Origin of the sequence: Cryobacterium ruanii (genome assembly GCF_004404055.1) — a bacterium.
GTDB classification, from domain to species: domain Bacteria; phylum Actinomycetota; class Actinomycetes; order Actinomycetales; family Microbacteriaceae; genus Cryobacterium; species Cryobacterium ruanii.
Genome location: NZ_SOHK01000005.1, coordinates 159,660 through 177,901 on the forward strand (window position 1 = coordinate 159,660; position 18,242 = coordinate 177,901).

General features: G+C 64.4%; 18 protein-coding genes, 3 pseudogenes and 1 riboswitch. Of the genes and pseudogenes, 15 read left to right on the top strand and 6 right to left on the bottom strand.

All coding sequences use genetic code 11. The annotated features are described in order from the left end of the window. Positions 1–2: 2 nt before the first annotated feature. Complete coding sequence (locus tag E3T47_RS02265; RefSeq protein ID WP_134554016.1) at positions 3–1,430, bottom strand: DNA recombination protein RmuC; 1,428 nt, start codon at positions 1,428–1,430, stop codon at positions 3–5. Between the two features lie 75 nt (positions 1,431–1,505). Then, positions 1,506–2,120: an exonuclease domain-containing protein gene (locus E3T47_RS02270; RefSeq protein ID WP_134554017.1), complete on the bottom strand. Its 615-nt coding sequence runs from the start codon at positions 2,118–2,120 to the stop codon at positions 1,506–1,508. A gap of 76 nt (positions 2,121–2,196) precedes the next feature. On the opposite strand from E3T47_RS02270, the gene ychF reads away from it, so the two are divergent. The 4 genes and pseudogenes from ychF (at position 2,197) to E3T47_RS02290 (ending at position 5,048) form a co-directional block, all read left to right on the top strand. Further along, a complete protein-coding gene (gene ychF / locus E3T47_RS02275) occupies positions 2,197–3,270 on the top strand; it encodes a redox-regulated ATPase YchF (RefSeq protein ID WP_134554018.1) in 1,074 nt (357 codons plus the stop codon). Between the two features lie 94 nt (positions 3,271–3,364). Beyond that, a pseudogene (locus tag E3T47_RS16215) lies at positions 3,365–3,556 on the top strand (HigA family addiction module antitoxin); the annotation flags it as partial. A 76-nt stretch (positions 3,557–3,632) separates the two neighbouring features. Beyond that, the gene (locus tag E3T47_RS02285) at positions 3,633–4,514 is read left to right on the top strand and encodes a hypothetical protein (RefSeq protein ID WP_134554020.1); all 882 of its coding nucleotides are present in this window, start codon (positions 3,633–3,635) and stop codon (positions 4,512–4,514) included. A gap of 234 nt (positions 4,515–4,748) precedes the next feature. Further along, positions 4,749–5,048: a hypothetical protein gene (locus tag E3T47_RS02290; protein WP_134554021.1), complete on the top strand. Its 300-nt coding sequence runs from the start codon at positions 4,749–4,751 to the stop codon at positions 5,046–5,048. Positions 5,049–5,534: 486 nt separating this feature from the next. Here E3T47_RS02290 and E3T47_RS02295 read toward each other — a convergent pair whose 3' ends face one another. Continuing rightward, positions 5,535–6,482 carry an SMP-30/gluconolactonase/LRE family protein gene (locus E3T47_RS02295; RefSeq protein ID WP_134554022.1) on the bottom strand — a complete coding sequence of 316 codons (948 nt, stop codon included), beginning with the start codon at positions 6,480–6,482 and terminating at the stop codon, positions 5,535–5,537. A 128-nt stretch (positions 6,483–6,610) separates the two neighbouring features. On the opposite strand from E3T47_RS02295, the gene E3T47_RS02300 reads away from it, so the two are divergent. The 5 genes and pseudogenes from E3T47_RS02300 (at position 6,611) to E3T47_RS02320 (ending at position 9,591) form a co-directional block, all read left to right on the top strand. Further along, a complete protein-coding gene (locus E3T47_RS02300) occupies positions 6,611–6,748 on the top strand; it encodes a type II toxin-antitoxin system RelE/ParE family toxin (RefSeq protein ID WP_277871795.1) in 138 nt (45 codons plus the stop codon). Then, positions 6,735–7,047: pseudogene (locus E3T47_RS02305) on the top strand (HigA family addiction module antitoxin). The gene E3T47_RS02300 and the pseudogene E3T47_RS02305 overlap by 14 nt, the downstream one beginning before the upstream one ends. A 190-nt stretch (positions 7,048–7,237) precedes the next feature. Beyond that, positions 7,238–7,912 (top strand): SDR family NAD(P)-dependent oxidoreductase, encoded by a 675-nt coding sequence (locus E3T47_RS02310; protein WP_134554024.1) that lies wholly within the window; start codon positions 7,238–7,240, stop codon positions 7,910–7,912. Positions 7,913–8,105: 193 nt separating this feature from the next. After that, on the top strand, positions 8,106–8,789 hold the full coding sequence (locus E3T47_RS02315) for an SDR family NAD(P)-dependent oxidoreductase (RefSeq protein WP_134554025.1): 684 nt from the start codon (positions 8,106–8,108) through the stop codon (positions 8,787–8,789). Between the two features lie 232 nt (positions 8,790–9,021). Beyond that, the gene (locus E3T47_RS02320) at positions 9,022–9,591 is read left to right on the top strand and encodes an HhH-GPD-type base excision DNA repair protein (protein WP_134554026.1); all 570 of its coding nucleotides are present in this window, start codon (positions 9,022–9,024) and stop codon (positions 9,589–9,591) included. 232 nt (positions 9,592–9,823) lie between these two features. Here E3T47_RS02320 and E3T47_RS02325 read toward each other — a convergent pair. Both E3T47_RS02325 and E3T47_RS02330 read right to left on the bottom strand, forming a co-directional pair. Next, positions 9,824–10,032 (bottom strand): annotated as a pseudogene (locus E3T47_RS02325) (thioredoxin family protein); the annotation flags it as partial. A 49-nt stretch (positions 10,033–10,081) separates the two neighbouring features. Then, positions 10,082–11,347 carry an MFS transporter gene (locus E3T47_RS02330; RefSeq protein WP_134554027.1) on the bottom strand — a complete coding sequence of 422 codons (1,266 nt, stop codon included), beginning with the start codon at positions 11,345–11,347 and terminating at the stop codon, positions 10,082–10,084. Between the two features lie 294 nt (positions 11,348–11,641). On the opposite strand from E3T47_RS02330, the gene E3T47_RS02335 reads away from it, so the two are divergent. After that, positions 11,642–13,306 (top strand): ABC-F family ATP-binding cassette domain-containing protein, encoded by a 1,665-nt coding sequence (locus E3T47_RS02335; protein ID WP_134554028.1) that lies wholly within the window; start codon positions 11,642–11,644, stop codon positions 13,304–13,306. Between the two features lie 363 nt (positions 13,307–13,669). Next, a complete protein-coding gene (locus E3T47_RS02340; RefSeq protein WP_241981861.1) occupies positions 13,670–14,488 on the top strand; it encodes a bacteriorhodopsin-like in 819 nt (272 codons plus the stop codon). Between the two features lie 116 nt (positions 14,489–14,604). Here E3T47_RS02340 and E3T47_RS02345 read toward each other — a convergent pair whose 3' ends face one another. Continuing rightward, entirely contained in the window at positions 14,605–14,955 is a 351-nt protein-coding gene (locus E3T47_RS02345; RefSeq protein ID WP_134554030.1) for a LysR family transcriptional regulator, read from the bottom strand. A 151-nt stretch (positions 14,956–15,106) separates the two neighbouring features. Between E3T47_RS02345 and E3T47_RS02350 the strand changes: the two genes are divergently transcribed. The 4 genes from E3T47_RS02350 to gcvH all read left to right on the top strand — a co-directional run bounded on the left by E3T47_RS02350 (position 15,107) and on the right by gcvH (position 18,234). Further along, positions 15,107–15,709, top strand: coding sequence for an LON peptidase substrate-binding domain-containing protein (locus E3T47_RS02350; RefSeq protein ID WP_134554031.1), 603 nt, complete (start codon positions 15,107–15,109; stop codon positions 15,707–15,709). 34 nt (positions 15,710–15,743) lie between these two features. After that, positions 15,744–16,349, top strand: coding sequence for a DNA-3-methyladenine glycosylase I (locus E3T47_RS02355; RefSeq protein WP_277871796.1), 606 nt, complete (start codon positions 15,744–15,746; stop codon positions 16,347–16,349). Between the two features lie 34 nt (positions 16,350–16,383). Beyond that, positions 16,384–16,479: riboswitch (glycine riboswitch) on the top strand. Between the two features lie 181 nt (positions 16,480–16,660). After that, positions 16,661–17,824, top strand: a complete 1,164-nt coding sequence (gcvT, locus tag E3T47_RS02360) for a glycine cleavage system aminomethyltransferase GcvT (RefSeq protein ID WP_134554033.1) — start codon at positions 16,661–16,663, stop codon at positions 17,822–17,824. A gap of 38 nt (positions 17,825–17,862) precedes the next feature. After that, positions 17,863–18,234, top strand: a complete 372-nt coding sequence (gene gcvH / locus E3T47_RS02365; protein WP_134554034.1) for a glycine cleavage system protein GcvH — start codon at positions 17,863–17,865, stop codon at positions 18,232–18,234. The last annotated feature ends 8 nt before the right edge of the window (positions 18,235–18,242 follow it).

An 18,242-nucleotide genomic window follows, 5' to 3' on the forward strand; every position in this document is an offset into this window, starting at 1 on the left:
CGTCACACGCGAAGCTCGGAATCAGAATCGTCGAGATCAGCGAGACGCAGTTTGACGGTACTGTGCTTCGCCTCGTTCAATTTGGCACCATCCAGTTCTACGGGTAGGTCGAGCGTGTCGACTTGCGCTGCCGGTGCCTCCAGCTCGGGCGCGGTCAGCTTGCGTGGGGAATCGTGGATGATGGCCGGTTCGGTGAGCAGCCCGATCTTGGTCTGGTCGATCCCCGGAAACTGCCGAGCGGTCACCAGCACCCGCGACTCCAGCGAGTTGGCGAACTTGTTGTAGCTGTCCACCGTGCGCTCGAGTGCCTTGCGCAGCGACTCGGCATGGCCGCTCAAAGCACCAAGCCGCTGGTATAGGGAATTGCCCAGGTCGAACAGTTTTTGCGCCTCGTCGGTGACCGCCTGCTGCTGCCAGGTGAAGGCAACCGTTTTCAGCACCGCCCACAGGTTTACCGGTGATGCCAGGGCCACCCGTTTGCTGAACGAGTAGTCGAGAATCGACGGGTCTGCTTCGAGCGCTGCCGACAACAGCGACTCGCTCGGAATGAACGCGATCACGAATTCCGGGCTGGCATCGAAGCCTTCCCAGTAGGTCTTCTTGGCCAGGGAGTCGATGTGGGCGCGCACGGCCTTCACATGCTTGTCGATCAGTATCTTGCGCCGGGCACCCTCCTCGCCGGTGGCCGTGAAGGCGATGGTGCTTGCCTCGATGTAGTGCTCGAGCGGAACCTTGGCGTCGATCGCGATCGACTTGTTGCCGGGCAGGCGCACGACCATGTCCGGCCGGCCGAGGCCGGCATCTGTCGAGATGTTGGTCTGGGTGTTGAAGTCCACGTACTGGGCGAGGCCGGCCGCTTCGACCACGCGCCGCAGCTGCGTTTCACCCCAAACTCCTCGGGTGCTGTTGGAGCGCAGTGCGCTCGCGAGGGACTCGGTGGTCACCCGCAGCTGCTGGTCCGAAATCTGCGCCTGCTTGAGTTGCTCCGAGAGCGAACCGTACTGTGCGCTGCGCTGTAATTCAAGCTCGGTGACCTTCTCCTGCATAGTGCGCAGGGTCTCCCGCACCGGGCTGAGAGCCTCCAGTACGAGGTGTTCGCGCTTCTCCCGCTCGGACTGCAGCTGCTGGTCGGAACGTTGCCGCTCGACGGTCTCACGTGCCGTGGCACGGTCGTGGTCGATCTGAGCGCTGAGGCCGTCGACGGTGGCCAGCGCGGCAGAGAGCTCACTTTGCAGGGCTGCGCGAACGCTCGCCTCGCTCGCCCGGACCTCGACGAGAGTCACCTGGTGGCGTGCCTCGACCACAGCGGGGTCGGTGGCCCCGGCGGCCGGGGTTCCGGCGCGGCGACGTTGCAGCAACACGATAGTCACCAGGGCGCCCAGGGCGGCACCGATGACGAGACCAACGATCAAACTCAGTAGTGGATCCATGGTTTGAGTCTGCCAGAGCCCACCGACATTGGCTAAATGACACTCGGACCGGCCTAAATGCTGCGATGCGTCACACTAGGTGAGCGCCATCGGCCCGTGCGTCGACGCGTGCTCCTGGGTGGCGACCGGTCCGATTACTCCGACCTTGACCCGGGTCACGTGGGCGAGCTGCTCGAGCGTGTCGACCTCGTGGCGTTTGGCCGCGTGAATCATTATGGCCGCGCACGCCTCGGCGTCGGCGAGCGCATTGTGGTGCGAGAAGTCCTCAAAACCGGCCGCCATGGCAGCGACCGGCAGCCGATACGACTCCAGGTGGTAGGTGCGGCGGGCAACCTGCAGGCTGCAGACATAGCGAAAATCTGGAACCGGCTGACCGGTCACGAGCGACGCCGTCTTGACCACGCCGAGATCGAAACCGGCATTGTGGGCGACCAGATAGTCGTCACCGACGAAGGCGACCAGCTGTGGAAGCTGCCTGGCCCAGGTGGCGGCACCCACGACATCCGCTGCGGTGATGCCGTGAATGCGGGTGTTCCATTCGGAGAACGCATCGTGGCCGGGCGGCGGCTGGATAAGCCAATAGGCCGAATCGACGACCACGCCGTCATGCACTTTCACCATCCCGACCGAGCACGCCGAGGCGCCCGAGGAGTTGGCGGTTTCGAAGTCGATCGCGGTGAAATTCAGCACGCCTTATAGTCTCACGGGCCGCTGACACGGGCCGACGACACGGCCCGCAGCGGCGTGGCCGGTAGAATGGACTCTCGTGGCTCTTACAATCGCAATCGTCGGACTCCCCAACGTGGGCAAGTCCACCCTGTTCAACGCCCTGACCAAGAACAACGTGCTCGCGGCGAACTACCCGTTCGCGACGATCGAACCCAATGTCGGAATCGTGAACCTTCCCGATTCGCGCCTGGCCGACCTGGCAACCATCTACGGCAGCAAGGCCCTGCTGCCGGCGCCGGTGTCGTTCGTCGACATCGCCGGCATCGTCAAGGGCGCGAGTGAGGGGGAGGGGCTCGGCAACAAGTTCCTCGCCAACATCCGCGAAGCGGATGCCATCGCTCAGGTCATTCGCGGATTCGCCGACCCCGACGTGGTGCACGTCGACGGTAAGGTCAACCCGGCCGGCGACATGGAGACGATCAATACCGAGCTGATCCTCGCCGACCTGCAGACCCTCGAGAAGGCCGTGCTGCGCTTCGAGAAAGAGGTCAAGGGGCGCAAGCTGCCCGCCATCGTTCTGGAGACCGCTCTCAAGGCGCAGGCTGTCCTCGACGGTGGCCAGCCGCTTTCCTCCGCCACGCTCGATATCGAGCCGATCCGTGAGCTCGGCCTGCTGACCGCGAAGCCGTTCATCTACGTCTTCAACGTCGACGAGGCCGTGCTGCAGGATCAGGCGAGGCTCGACACCCTCGCCGCGCTCGTCGCTCCGGCGAACGCCGTTTTCCTTGACGCCAAGCTCGAGAGCGAACTGAGCGAACTCGACGCCGAGGACGCCGCCGAGATGCTCGCCTCGACCGGCCAAGCCGAGAGCGGCCTCGACCAGCTCGCCCGCATCGGCTTCGACACCCTGGGGCTGCAGACCTATCTCACGGCCGGTCCGAAAGAGTGCCGCGCCTGGACTATCCACAAGGGCTGGACCGCCCCGCAGGCCGCCGGAGTCATTCATACCGACTTCCAGAAGGGGTTCATCAAGGCCGAGATCTTCTCCTTCGAAGACCTCATGGCCGCCGGTTCGATCGCCGAGGCCCGCTCCAAGGGCAAAGCCCGCATCGAGGGCAAGGAATACGTCATGCAGGACGGCGACGTGGTCGAATTTAGGTTTAACGTCTAATCAGGCCGGCCAAGGCCGCTTCTTGCAGGTCGAGGAGGTCCGCCAGAGCCTTTTCTGATGGTCGAGGAGGCCCGCGAGGGCCGTCTCGAGCGCGGTGTCCGTCGGTGTGCCGCCTCGCCGCATCAACGAGGTCGTGCACGGCCAGCGTCGAATCACCGCGAACACGGCTCTCCGCCTGGCCAGGTACTTCGGCACCTCGGCGCAATTCTGGTTGACGTTGCAGGACCGGCATGACCGCGATATTGCCGAGGATCGCATGGCTGAGCAGATTGCGGCAATCACTCCGCGCCGCCCGCGGGACAAAGACCCTTCTTTCGAGGCACGGCGAACCTGGTGGGCGGAGAGCGGACTAGCATTCGGTTATGCTCACGGTCGACTCGCTCAGGAACCTCCTCGCAACGGGCCGTTCGGGTGACCTTGCGGCCCGACTCGCTTCCGTTGAGCCGTACGAGCGCCGCGCGGCGTGCAAGCCCCTGGTTGGTCAGGCCAAGGCCATCCTGTGCGCGAGTTCAGCATCGACGGTGACTTCGTGGCTTCGCGATCTGCGAGCAGACTATTCCGGGGGGTACGCGCAATTCGTTGACGCCTGGACAGGGCCATTGGAACTAGGGCACTGGGATGCGGCGACCACCGTCCTGCTGGCCTCCAAAGTGCCCGCTCAGGCCGCGAAAGTCTGGCCGATACCAGAGGACCGTTCGTTTGCGCAGTGGGTGTACCCGGCCTTGTTCCCCAACGACCTCATCGCGTTCGTCGATCAATGGTCTTCGGATTTCGCAGCGAATCCCAAGAACTGGGACCGTAACCGGGGTCGGGCCGTGATGTATGAGTGGATTGAAGAAGGTCTCGTCGAGGCACCACATCATGATGGAGCTGTCTTGATGCTGATCAGCGGTTGGGCTGACAGGCCGGGGAAGCCGCTTTTGTACTGGCTGCTTGCGAGACCGAAAGTCACCAGGGTGCTCTTCGCTCGTCTCTTCACGACGCGTGGCATCAAAGGTGCTTCTTTGAGGCAGAGCGACCGGAGTGATGTCACCGATCCACTTCGAACAGTGGTCGTGCCCGGGCTCGTGGAGGCTGGAGTGTGGAGTCGGAGCTTCGTCGTTCAAGGCGTCGAGTCAGCCTTGAGAAGTGATCTGCCCGCCTACCAGCGCCGCTGGTTCGTTCAGCTCGGTGCAGACCTGGGTCTGCCGGCGGCGGGGACGACCGCACTCGCTCGCTCACCCGGTTCAGGGGTTGTTCTGTAACGTAACGTGGTGGAGTTCCGCTTCAACGTGTAGAGGGCATGCCTTTGGCGGCAAGAACGATACGGTCGGGGTGCCGATTCTGATCGGTGGTGCCGCATCCCCTCTAAACGACGTGGTACGTGTCAGAGTGAAGACGGGTCGGCGTGGTCGGGCCGGGATCGAGTCGGTTCAAACGCAGAGCGGAGTTCCCGTCGGGTAGCGGCGTTCATCGGCCGCGGCCGTGACCGCGCCAAGGTGGCGGACCTGCTCGCGGAAATCCGCGTGGTGACGTTGACCGGTTCGGGTGGTTACGGAAAGACGCGGCTGGCAATGGTGGTCAGCGGGGGATGTAGCGGCACGCTTTACCGCCGGGTCCGTTGGGTCGATCGGCAGACGGTGAGCGAACCCAACCGGGTGGCGCCGGCCGTCGCTGAGGCCGTGGGCGTTCGCTCCGGCTCGCTGGTTGCTTCAGCGGAGGCGGCGCGGCTGTTCGAGATGCAGTCCCCGCCCCCGGCGACCCTGCTGCACCGCTCGGCGCGATCTCGGTGCCGGTAATGGTGCTTCGGGGATCGGAGTCCAAACCTATCTTCCCCATCAGCGCACAGCACGTGGTTGACCACGTTCCGAACGCACTACTCTAGGAGATTCCCGGCGCCGGGCACGCGGCCCCGCTCACGCACCCCGAGGCACTTACAGAGGCGCTCCTCGGGTTCTTCGCGCGAACCCGGACGGACGCGTAATTCAGGGAGCCCAAAACTTGGCCCTGCCGGGCCGGGTGCGGGTGAGCGTAGGTAATAAGTCGAGTGAACACCGATCCCAGCAAGGTCCAGCCCCAGACATGGATGCTGATCAAGCCACCGGCGGTTCAGATCCGGGTCGCGGGGCCAGCCTCACCCCCTGACTTACACGGTTCAGGCGGCCAAACGCGGGGAGGTGCGACTTGCGGCGTCTCAGGTTGATTGACCCTGATGCCACATGGTTCTCTGGCGCCACCTCTGGGTTCGTGACCTAAACGCTGTGGATGTGCGTCTGCAGGCGGTGTCACCGATCGATGCGCACCACCGAGTAGGGAGTGTCGGGCGCCGGGGGAGTGCCGAAGCGGGCGTTCGGCAGGTAGAGCCCGTCACCAAACCTCGCGATCGTCGTGGGCACCTGGAAGTCGGGGTCCGTGTACCGGTCGATGAGTTCGCCGCTGATCCCGGCTGCATCGAGGCGGATAACGGCGACGGTGTTCAACTGATTCTGCACGACATACAGGATGCGCCCGGCGACGAGCAGCCCGTCACCGTTGGGGAGCAGGACCCCACCCAGATCAACGACCGATGCGACGCCGGTCTCGGGGTCGACGTGGAACAGAATGCCCGTGGAGGACTGGATGACCAAGAGCGCTTGATGGTTGGGGGTCTCCGCGATGCCGTTCGCGTTGAAGCCCGGCTGCTGCATCCAGCTGCCCGACAGGGGGACGACTTTGATCGCATCCGTCCTAGGGAGCGCGCCGCCCGGTCCGAGGGGGAGCTTATAGAGCTGCGCTTGCTGGCTGTCGGTGAACCATGCGGCGTCGCGAGTCATAACGACGTCGTTCACGAACGTTGGCGTATCGGTGAGGGCGTAGCTCTGCAGGAGGTCGCCCGTGGCGGCATCAACGACCCGCGCCTCGCCGGTGGGCCCGCCCGCAATGAAAAGCCGACCGCGGTTGTCGATCTTCAAGCCGACCGACGGAGTGCCCGGGCCCTCGAGGGTCCTGATCTCCTCGCCGGTGCGCACGTCGAAGACGTAGACGTCGCCGTCGGCGAGTGAGCCGACGTAGGCAGTGCCGCGCGGGCCGATCGCGATTCCCTCGGGCTGGAATCCGTCGGGAAGCGCGATAACATCCTCGAAATGACCGGGCCGTGGCTGCGGTGCGGCGTGGACTGCGGGTATCCCTGAAACAAGGAAGAGAGCACCCAATGCGGCGGCGGACAGTTTACGTGCGACGATGCGACTGATCATGGCGGTTACAATAGTCCGGCTCGGGCGCTGCCAATAGGCCTGATTGGCCTCGGGCGAAAATCACCGGGCCGGTCGCGGTTGTGGCGTCGTGAGCGTGTGCCATCGCTGGATCCACGGTCGACTTGCGCGTGCCGGGCAACCGGCTTGAGCGGCTCAAAGGTGAGCGAGCCGGCCAACACAGCATCAGGGTCAACGACCAGTCGCGGATCTGCTCCGTGTGGACCGACGCTGGCCCAGAGAAGGTAAAGGTCATTGACTATCACTGACAAGAGAGACAAGCTCGCGCCGATTCACCCAGGCGAGGTCCTCAACGAGCACTTCATTGAGGCGCTCGGCATCACCCAGAACAAGCTTTCTGTATCGATTCGTGTTCCGCCGCGACGGATCAACGAGATCGTCCTTGGAAAGCGCGGTATCTCGGCCGATACCGCCCTGCGCTTGGCCAAGTACTTCGGAACATCAGCGCAGTTCTGGCTCAATCTGCAGTCGCAGTTCGACCTCGATGTCGCTGAAGGACCGTGCGGCAGAAGAAATCAACGCCACCACCCCGCTCCGCGTCGCCTGACCCTCCTGTCGCATTACCCTGCAGCAGCACAATCCCTCGCGCACGCCATAAATTTGGGGGTGACATGCTTTAGGCACCGGCGAGATTTCGATGTCTGTAAACGACTGAATCCCGTGGAGTTCAGATTCAACGATTAGAGTGAACCCTTTCGAGTTGATCATCACAGCAGCATCAATTGAAGGAGACCATCGTGCCTGTCATCGCCATCATCGGAGCCGGACCGGGACTCGGAGCAGCAGTTGCGCGAAGGTTCGGGAGCGAAGGCTATTCAATTGCTCTGATCGCCAGGAACCAGTCGAAACTAGACGCGCTGGCTGCCGAGCTCACCGCTGCCGGCTTCACCGCGAGTGCTTACGCTGCGGATGTCCGCACGCCGGCGTCGCTCGAAGCTGCCCTTGCGAACGCCGCGGCAGAGCTCGGGCCCATTACCGCGCTGCAATATAGCCCGCTTCCGTCACGCGACTACCTGAAGCCGGTGCTTGAGATGACGCCCGAGCTGGCGTTAGAGGCACTGCAGTTCTCGGCCCTCGGGCTCATCCACGCGGTGCGAGCAGTGCTTCCGGCGATGCGGCAGGCAGGTAGCGGCAGCATCATCATGATCAACGGCGGAACCTCGGTCAAGGCCCGCGCCGGCTACGCCGGCACATCGGTCGCTTTCCCGGCTGAGAGCGCCTACGGCGAGATGCTCCACGAGGCCCTCGGGGATGAGGGTATCCGTGTCAACCAACTGGTGATTCCCGGCGGCATCCCGCAGCTTCAGCTTGCCAACGGCATCGACGGGGTCGCCGATCGCATCTGGGACCTCCACACCGTGGCCGGTCCGTTCCGCACCATGCTCATCCCGCTTGAGGACGGTCGGGAGTAGGGCGGAGGCTGCCCTCGTTCTCAATTGGACTGTAGGGCGAGAGCACAGTCATATATTTGACGTTGATCGGTGGGGAAACATGGTGGAGTTCCGCTTCAACGTTTAGGCGTAGGATTCGCCCGCACGTCGTGACGACGATACGCCGTCACGACAACACGTGTCACGACAACATCATCAATTGGAGGAACCCACTGTGGCTGTTATCGCCATTATCGGAGCCGGACCGGGTCTCGGAGCGGCAGTTGCGCGAAAGTTTGGGCGCGAAGGCTTTTCGATCGCCCTGATTTCGAGGAATAAGTCGAAGCTTGACGCACTGGCCGCGGAGCTCCAGACTGCCGGCCTGACCGCGATTGGTTACGCGGCCGACGTGCTCGTGCCGGCGTCCCTTCAGGACGCTCTTGCACGTGCCGCCGCCGAGCTGGGACCCATCACTGCGCTGCAGTACAGCCCGCTTCCGTCGCGTGATTACCTGAAGCCGGTGCTCGACCTGACCCCGAAGTTGGCGCTGGAGGCATTGCAGTTCTCGGCTCTCGGACTCATTCACGCGGTGCGCACGGTGCTGCCGGGAATGCGTCAGGCAGGGCGCGGCAGCATCATCCTGATCAACGGCGGCACCTCCGTGAAGGCACGCGCCGGCTTCGCCGGCACCTCGATCGCGTTCCCCGCCGAGAGCGCCTACGGCGAGATGCTCCACGATGCACTCGAAGATGAGGGAATCCGTGTCAGTCAACTCGTGATCCCCGGCGGCATCCCCCAACTTCAGCTGCCCAATGGCATCGACGATGTCGCCGCTCGAGTGTGGGACCTTCACGCCGGTACGGGGCCGTTTCGCACGATGCTCATCCCGCTCGAGGACGGCAAGGAAGCCTCTGACTAGGACGCCTCGGGGGACTGATGTAGACCAACGAGCTACCCGGCTCGGTCTGTGCTTGACACCGATGCTCAGTAGACGGGCAAGGTGCACGAGATGTCGATGAGTGACGAAATCCGGTGGAGTTCCGCTTCAGCGCTTAGCCACTGCATCGAAGAGGGTTCTGTGGCTTTCGTGAATGAACAGCCCCTTCACCTTCAACGGACTGTCGTCACGGTGCCAGTGCCACAATGAGCCAATGACAACCTTGCACCTCACCGGCGATGCCGCCGCCGACACACTCCTCAGCGAGAACCCGTTCGCCCTGCTCGTTGGCATGCTGCTCGACCAGCAGATCGCCATGGAAATAGCTTTCGCCGGCCCGGCCAAGATTCGTGACCGCATCGGGGTGCTTGACCCGGCAACGATCGCCGCCTACGAGGCCGACGCCTTCGCCCTGGTGTTCCGCCAGTCGCCGGCCGTGCACCGGTTTCCGGGTTCGATGGCCAAACGCGTGCAGGAGATTGCCGCGGTCATCGTCAATAACTGGAACGGCGACACGGCCTCGATCTGGACTGCCGACAACCCCGACGGCGCCGACATCATAGGTCGGCTCAAGGCCCTGCCCGGGTTCGGCGAGCAGAAAGCGAAGATCTTCCTTGCGCTCCTCGGCAAGCGGCTCGGGGTTGACGCGGCCGGCTGGCGCGAAGCATCCGCTCCCTACGGCGAAGAAGGCGCGTACCGTTCGGTAGCCGACATCGTCGACCCCGAGTCGTTGACCCGGGTGCGCGCGACCAAGCGGGCCGCAAAGGCGGCAGCGAAGTCGTAGTCTCGCGTGATGGTGTCTTCGAGTCGAAAGAAAAGCTGCGACCTGCCGCGCGGTTTGACACGGGGTTCTCTGAATGAACGTTGCGCATGGGGAATTAGTTCCGGTGCACCCAAAAGAGTTGACCACCTGTTGAGCTTCGTTGGCCCGCGGAAGGAAGCCTGCAGCGACTGGCCGACGGGAGCGTCATAACCGGCATCCGCCCAACTGTGTTCCTCGGTGATCACCTCGATCGGGGAATGGAGCGGATGCCGGCCGTCGACGAGAGCGCCTGCTCGGCCTCGGTGTCCACCTTCGGAAGATGATCTGCGGAGACTTCTCGGACGCCGCGGTGAACGTCGGGGCGAACATGCGGCACGGTCCGCACCAGCCGGCCCAGAAGTCGACGAGCACGATGGCATTGTCGCTGATGGTCGCGTCGAAGGTTTTCTCGATGATATCGATGGTGGCCGTGCAATGACTTTATACCCATGGGGGTGTATTGCGCAGGCGGTCAGGAGTGCGTGGCACGCAGCCGCAACACCGACCACACGACCACAACCGCGACAAGCGCCATGGCCGCGAGGCCGAGCCCGGAGTATCCGGCCCAGGCCAGAATCGGCCCGGCGATCGCTCCGCCGAGCGCTCCGGCCGCGTTCATCGACAGGTCGGAGAAGCCCTGCAACGAGGAGCGATCCTCAATGTCAACGGCCTCAGACACCAGTGCCGAACCCGCCACAACGGATGCCGACCAGCCCAGTCCGAGAAAGATCAGGCTCACCGTCATCGTGCCCTGCGACCCATCGCTGAGCCAGGCGACAGTGAGCGCGACCAGCAGCATCGCCTGCCCGCCGAGAATGACCGGCAGGCGGCCGAGGCGGTCGGAGAGAGCGCCGAACATGGGGGAGAGGGCGTACATGCCGGCCACGTGCAGGCTGATGGTTAGCCCCACGATCGTGAGGGTCGCGCCGTGGTCGCGCAGGTGCACGGGTGCCATGGACATCAGGGCGACCATGGTCATGTGGCTGAGCGCGATGGCGACCACGGCATGCCGGGCCGCCGCGTTGCCGCGCAGAATAGCCAAGCCCCCGGTGGCCCGGCGGATGCCCGTGCTCACCGTGCGTGCCGCCAACGCGGTCAGCAGGGGGTCGGGTCTCAGCCCGAGCGCGTAGACGAACGCGGCAGCGACCGTGGCGGCAAGCGAGAACGCGAACGCCCCGGTCATCGGCGGCAATCCGAGGGCGGCGCCGAGCGCTTCGCCCGGTCCGAACAGGTTGGGGCCGAGCACGGCGCCGATCGTCGTGGACCAGACCACGATAGACAGGTCCCGGGCGCGAAAGCGCGAGGTGGCGAGATCGGTTGCAGCGAAGCGGGCCTGCAGGTTGGTCGCCGAGCCGGCACCGAGCAGCATCAGCGCGATCAGCAGCAGGGCGAAATTATCGATCGATACCGAGACGATAGCCAGCACGGCGCCCGCGCCGGCCGCGAGCGAACCGGTCGCGAGCGACACGCGACGCCCGCGCGCCTGCGCCAGGCGTGCGAGCGGAACGGCCACGACTGCGGCCCCGAGGGTGCTCATTGTCGCGGCCATGCCCGACCAGGCGCTCGACCCCGACAGCTCGGCGGCGAGCAGTGCGCCGAGGGACAGGGTCGCTCCCATGCCGATGCCACCCAGAATCTGGCCGGTGATGAGTACCCGCACGACGCGCTTCTGCAAATCGGAGTGCGCACTGGGTGGTGCTGCGGCTTCGACGCGTGTCGTGTCCTTGTTCACAATCATCCCCCTTGGTTGCAGCCCTGATGGGCCAGCGCCTCGACCGGTGGCGAGCGCCTGAAAACACTCTAGCGAGCCGTGTACGCTCACGAACTTGCCTCTCTGTTGACATACCCCATAGGGTATTAAGGATTGAGGCACCAAACCGTACCAGCCACCGAAGGCAGCTCATGAAGAAGACCCTCGCCGCCTTGACCGACGCCCACGGAATATCGGACGCCGCGGCATCCACTGGCCTGGCCATCGTCGTCGCCCCGTAACCACACCCAGAAGTCGCCCCGTCAATGAGACTATGGAGTAATGACCGGAACACTCGTGGCCAGGGGCCTGGCCGGCGGCTACGCACACCGCACCCTCTTTGAATCGCTCGACCTCACGGTCGCCCCCGGCGACGTCATCGGCGTGGTCGGTGCCAACGGCGCGGGCAAATCCACCCTGTTGAACCTGCTGGCCGGACTGGGCGAACCGCAGGCCGGCACGATCACGCTCAACCCAGCGGATACCTTCGTCGGCGCGCTCCCGCAGGAGCACGAACGCGTTCCGGGGGAAACCATCGCCGGCTACATCGCCCGCCGCACCGGCTGTGCCGAAGCGACCCGCGAAATGGATGCCGCGGCATCCGCTCTCGGAGACACCCAGCCACGTGTCGATAAAATCGACCCGGCCGACACCTACTCGACCGCGCTCGAGCGCTGGCTGGCCAGCGGAGCCGCCGACCTCGATGAACGGCTGCCGATGGTTCTCGCCGACCTCGGTCTAGCCCTCGGCGAGAATCTCACCGCCGACAGCCTCATGACGGCGCTCTCCGGCGGGCAGGCCGCCCGCGTCGGGCTCGCCGCCCTGATGCTCTCCCGCTTCGATATCGTGCTGCTCGATGAACCCACGAACGACCTCGACCTCGACGGACTCGAACGCCTCGAAGCCTTCGTCACTGGCTTGCGCGGCGGCGTTGTGCTGGTCAGCCACGACCGCGAATTCCTCGCCCACTGCGTCACCCGGGTGCTCGAACTCGACCTCGCGCAGGGCGCAAACCGGGTGTTCGGCGGCGGCTACGACTCCTACCTTGAGGAACGTGAAACGGCCCGGAGGCACAACCGGGAGAACTACGACGAATTCGCCGCGAAGAAGGCCGATCTTGTCGGACGGGCCAGAACCCAGCGCGAGTGGTCGAGCCAGGGTGTGCGCAACGCCATCAAGAAGGCGCCGGACAACGACAAGATCCGGCGCAAGGCCTCGGTCGAGTCGAGCGAGAAGCAGGCGCAGAAGGTGCGCCAGATGGAGAGTCGCATTGCCCGTCTCGACGAAGTCGAGGAACCCCGCAAGGAGTGGCAGCTCGAGTTCACCATCGGTTCAGCCCCGCGCTCGAGCGCGGTCGTGGCCACCCTGAACAACGCCGAGTTTTGGCAGGGCGACTTCGTGCTCGGCCCCGTCTCGCTGCAGGTCAACGGCGGTGAACGCATCGGCATTACCGGCCCTAATGGTGCCGGTAAATCCACCCTGCTGCGCGCCCTGCTCGGCCACCAACAAGCGGATGCCGGCAGCGCCCACCTCGGCCCCAGCGTCGCGATCGGCGAAATCGACCAGGCCCGGGCGCTTCTGGTCGGGGCGCGGCCCCTCGCCGCGAGTTTTGATGTTCTCGTGCCCGAACTCTCGCCCGCAGAGGTGCGCACGCTGCTGGCCAAGTTCGGGCTGAAAGCCGACCATGTGAACCGCCCGGCCGACGAGCTGTCGCCGGGGGAGCGCACGCGGGCCGGACTGGCCCTGCTGCAAGCGCGTGGTGTGAACCTTCTGGTGCTCGACGAACCCACCAACCACCTCGACCTCGCCGCCATCGAACAGCTCGAACAGGCGCTCGACAGCTATGAAGGCACGCTACTGCTGGTCACCCACGACCGGCGCATGCTCACCAACGTGCGCACCGACCGGCATTGGAACGTCGATGCGGGCCGGGTTTTCGAGATCTGACGGTCACGCAGCAAGACCCAGCGGGGTACGCCAAACGCCGGCCCGACGCGTGAGCAGCGGATCGAGGGCATCGGCAGGCCGAGCGCGAGCAAGGCCAGCAAGGTGAGAGCCAGACCAGAAAACACCATTGTTTCGATGGGAACGTGGCGGAGCCGGGCCGTTGCTCGGGGTACGAGCCGGCTGCGACAGATAAATAAATCAGCAGGTGAATAACTGCTCATAATCGCGACCCTTCGCCATGGATTTGGAGTAAGTTTCCTCATGTACCGAGCCGAGTTACCCAGTTATTCGTTCTAACTCCTGTACCGTCAGCGATTCTCTCGAGCATCAGAGGCTATTTTGATACCTGATTCCCTAACCCAAGTGCAGTACGACACCATCTATAACGTTTTCTCCCTCGTGATTGCTTCGCAGCTTTTCACCTCTATCTTTCTGGTCATCAGCCTGCCACGCGTGATGCCGCGATATCGTCAGGCATTGACTGTCGCGGCGATCGTTTGTGGTATCGCGGCATATCACTACTTCCGCATTTTCAATTCCTTCACCGAAGCATTCGTGACCGAAGCTGTCGGCGGCCGCGGTGATTATGTTCAGATCGCGGGAGCGTCGTTCAACGAGGGATACCGCTACGTCGACTGGCTGCTCACGGTTCCGCTGCTCCTCCTTGAACTCGTGGCCGTTCTGGCCCTGGCCCGCAAGGTGCAGAGCAGCCTGCTCAAGCGACTCATTCCTGCCGCTGCCCTCATGATCGCTCTGGGCTACCCCGGCGAAATGGCGTCGGACAACCTCACCCGCGGTATCTTCGGTCTGCTCTCCTCGATTCCCTTCGCGTACATCCTCTACGTGCTCTTCGTTGAACTGACCAGGTCGCTCGACCGCCAACCCGCCACCGTGCGCAAGACCATCAGCTTGTTGCGACTGCTCCTGTTGGCAACGTGGGGCGTCTACCCGATTGCCTACCTGCTGCCCGGACTGGGTATCGACGGATCCGACGCATGGGTCGGCCTCCAAATCGGCTACTCTGTGGCAGACATCCTGGCCAAGTGCCTGTATGGCTTGATCATCTTCCGGATCGGGCGGATGAAGTCCTTCTCGGATGATCAGGCCTTTGCCGATGTCGAACTTTCTCTGGAGGAGGCGACAAGCCTCAAGCAGCCTATCGTTCAGAATCGGCATAAATAGTCGGCGAAACCTTCGCTATGAACGGGGCCTGCCAGACCGATATTCGGTCGTGCAGTCCCCGTTTTGTTTGATCAACCAGCGAGTTGGGAAGGCGACGCCACATCGATCGTTCCAGATCAGCGCGATTGGCGCTTCTTGCCGAGCTTCGGCTGGCCTTTCACCGCGGGGGCGCGGCCCTTCCCCTTGTTGGCTTTGGCTTTGCCGCCGCCGGAACCGCCGCCAGTCTGTGCACCGTGCCCGGTTGCCTGAGCCAGCTCTCGGCGTGCGTCATCGAGGAAGGCGACCCCGATCTCAGTGAGGGTCGTGCTCTCGGCGGCCCGGTCGAACAGGGCGTAGCCGAGTTCGGCCTCGACTCGCTTCACCGATGTGCTGATGGTGTCGCGGGAGACACCGACTACCCCGGCAGCGCGGGCGAAATCGGGTGCCTCAGCGGCGGCGACAAAGTGTGTCAGCAAGGTGATGTCCACGAACGGCCTCTCGTTTGTTGCGCGGGTTGCAAGCCGCCTGTCTAGGCTACGCGTCGAAAACATCCGAGACCTCCGCTGTACCCGCCGAATTTCCCGCCGCGAACACGCGCCGGGGCTTGGCCGGACGCCATCGACGTGGTTCGCTGGGGGTATGACGACCCTGCCGATGTTCCCCCTGGGATCCGTGCTCTTTCCCTACATGCCGCTGCAACTGCGTGTGTTCGAGGAACGCTATCTGATCATGCTGGCCCGGGTACTCGATTCCGAGCCCGCCGAATTCGGCGTCGTCCTCATCGAACGCGGCCAGGAGGTCGGCGGCGGCGAACGTCGTTTCAGCATCGGCACCGTCGCGCGGGTCACCCAGCTCGACGCCCCGGAGGGCTACCTCGGCTTGGTCGTTCAGGGCGAGCGCAGAATCGAGGTGACCGAGTGGATGCCGGAGGACCCGCACCCGCTCGCCACCGTTCGGGAGCTGCCCGACCTGGAGTGGGACGATGCGCTGCTGCCGAGACGAGAACAGGCCGAACACCTCGTGCGCCGCACCCTCTCGCTCGCGAGCGAGTTCGCCGATCAAGAGTGGTCGCCCGATGTGGAACTCTCCCACGACCCGACCGCCGCCGCCTGGCAGCTCGCCGCGATCGCCCCGGTCGGCCCGCTCGATCAGATCGCGCTCCTGCGCTCCGACACCATGGCAGCACTACTCGACAACATCATCGAGCTCACCGAGGCGGCGGCCGAATCCCTGTCCTGGTGACCGCTGCCCGCGGAAGCGGTATTTAATGGTTTGTGTGGAACACTTGCCAGTCTCCGACGCGATCGTCGGGCCCGACGGCCTCGCCCGCCCGCGCTGGGCCTCGGTCGATCCGATGTTGCGCGACTATTACGACACCGAATGGGGCGTTCCGGTTCGGGACGAACACGCCCTATTCGAGCGCATCAGCCTCGAAGCCTTCCAGTCCGGACTGTCCTGGGCCATCATCCTGCGCAAGCGTCCAGGGTTTCGCGCGGCGTTCGCCGACTTCGACCCCGACCGGGTCGCCGCCTTCGCCGAGGACGACGTGGCCCGCCTGCTGAACGACGAGAAGATCGTGCGCAACCGTCTCAAGGTGCGCGCCACGATCACCAACGCGCAGGCGACCGTTGCGCTGCGTGAGCGCGGCGGACTGGTCGACTTCGTCTGGTCGTTCCAGCCCGACGACACTCCCCGGCCGCGAACGCAGGCCGACGTGCCGACGAGCTCCGCGGCATCCGTTGCCCTGTCGAAAGCGCTGAAGCAGGTCGGCTTCGTCTTCGTCGGTCCGACCACTATGTTCGCGCTGATGGAGGCGATCGGCATGATCGATACGCACTTGCTTGACAGTCATCGTCGCGGCAGCAGCGGGGTGTGGGGCTAGGCTGGCACCACGTCATAACTGAATATTGGGCCATATGGACGATGCGGGAGAGTTCGGCGCGAAAGCGTGCGAACACCGAAGGAGCAATCCTCCCCGACAATCTCTCAGGTACTCGTACCGCATCGAACTGGCCACTCTGAAAAGTAGATTGGACGCGCTTTGCGTGTTTCACGGTCTCGCCCACGGTGAAAATCAGCGCACGCGCTGGTGAAGCTCTCAGGCACGAGCGACAGAGGGGGAGTTCCCACGAGGCTCAACCGAGCCCCGCATACACGCGGCCGTCCTGTTCGGCCCTGTCACCCGGAGAACTCATGACCTCGGCCGACTCCAACACCCCCGCAGCCGCGCCCGCCGCCGGCATCGAGCGTTTCTCGCCCCTGCACCAGGCCCACGTCGACGCCGGTGCAAGTTTCACCGACTTCGCGGGTTGGCAGATGCCGGTGCGCTACTCGAGCGATCTGGCCGAGCACCACGCCGTGCGCAACCAGGCCGGCCTGTTCGATCTGTCGCACATGGCCGAGATCCTGGTCGACGGCCCGGATGCTGCCACCTACCTCGACTACGCGCTCGCCGGCAAACTCTCGGTCATCGAGCTCTGGCAGGCTAAGTACAGCCTGTTGCTCGCCGAGAACGGCGGCATCATCGATGACCTTGTCGTCTACCGCCTCGATGAAACCAGGTTCCTGGTCGTCGCCAACGCCGGCAACCGATTCGCCGCTTTCGACGCGCTGCTCGCGCGTGCTGTCGACTTCGACGTAGCCGTTCTCGACCAGAGCGACGACTACGCGCTCATCGCCGTGCAAGGCCCGAACGCCCTCGCCATCCTCGACGCCACCGCGGGCGTCACCGACCTGGGCGCCGACCTGCACTTCATGAAGTATTACCGAATCACGGATGGCTCCTTCCGCGGCCACCCCCTGCTCGTCGCCCGCACAGGGTACACCGGCGAAGACGGCTTCGAGCTCTACCTTGCGGCCGACCAGGCCCGCGAACTCTGGCACGCCCTGTTGAGCGCCGGCGCCGACCAAGGTCTGGTTCTGGCCGGGCTGGCCAGTCGCGACACCCTCCGCCTCGAAGCCGGCATGCCGCTCTACGGTCACGAGCTCACCCTCACGACCTTCCCGGCTCAGGCCGGACTCGGCAAGGTGGTCAACCTCAAGAAGGAGAACGACTTCGTCGGCCGGGCCGCGAGCGAAGCCGGGCCGGAGGCGGGGGCATCCGTCTTGGTGGGCCTGATCGCCGCCGGCAAACGGGCCGGGCGGGCCGAGTATGCGATCTTCCGCAGCCTCGATGCCGAGGCGCCCGACGGCGTGATCACGAGCGGCGCCCTTTCGCCGACCCTCGGCTACCCGATCGCCATGGCCTATGTCACCCCCGACCTCGCCCGCCTCGGCACCGAGGTGTACGTCGACGTGCGCGGCACCCGCCTTCCGGCGACCGTCACGTCACTCCCCTTCTATAAGCGCGTCGAATAGCCCCTCTAGAATCCGTGCAACCTGCGAAAGGCAACACCATGACAGACACATCAACACTCCACTACACCGCCGAGCATGAGTGGGTTTTGGTCGAGGGTTCTATCGCGACCGTCGGAATCACCGCCTACGCCGCTGAAAAGCTCGGCGACGTCGTCTTCGTCGAACTGCCCGAGGTCGGCAGCACCATCGCCGGTGGCACGGTCGTCGGCGAAATCGAGTCGACCAAGTCGGTCGGGGAACTATTCGCGCCGGTCAACGGCACCGTCACGGCCACAAACGACCAGGTGGTCGAGAGCCCGGAACTCGTCAACAGCGACCCGTTCGGCGCGGGCTGGCTGATCAAGGTCGAGTTCGAGACCCTTCCCACCCTGCTGACGTTTACTGAGTATTCCGCCCTGATCGGGGAGTAACGTACAAC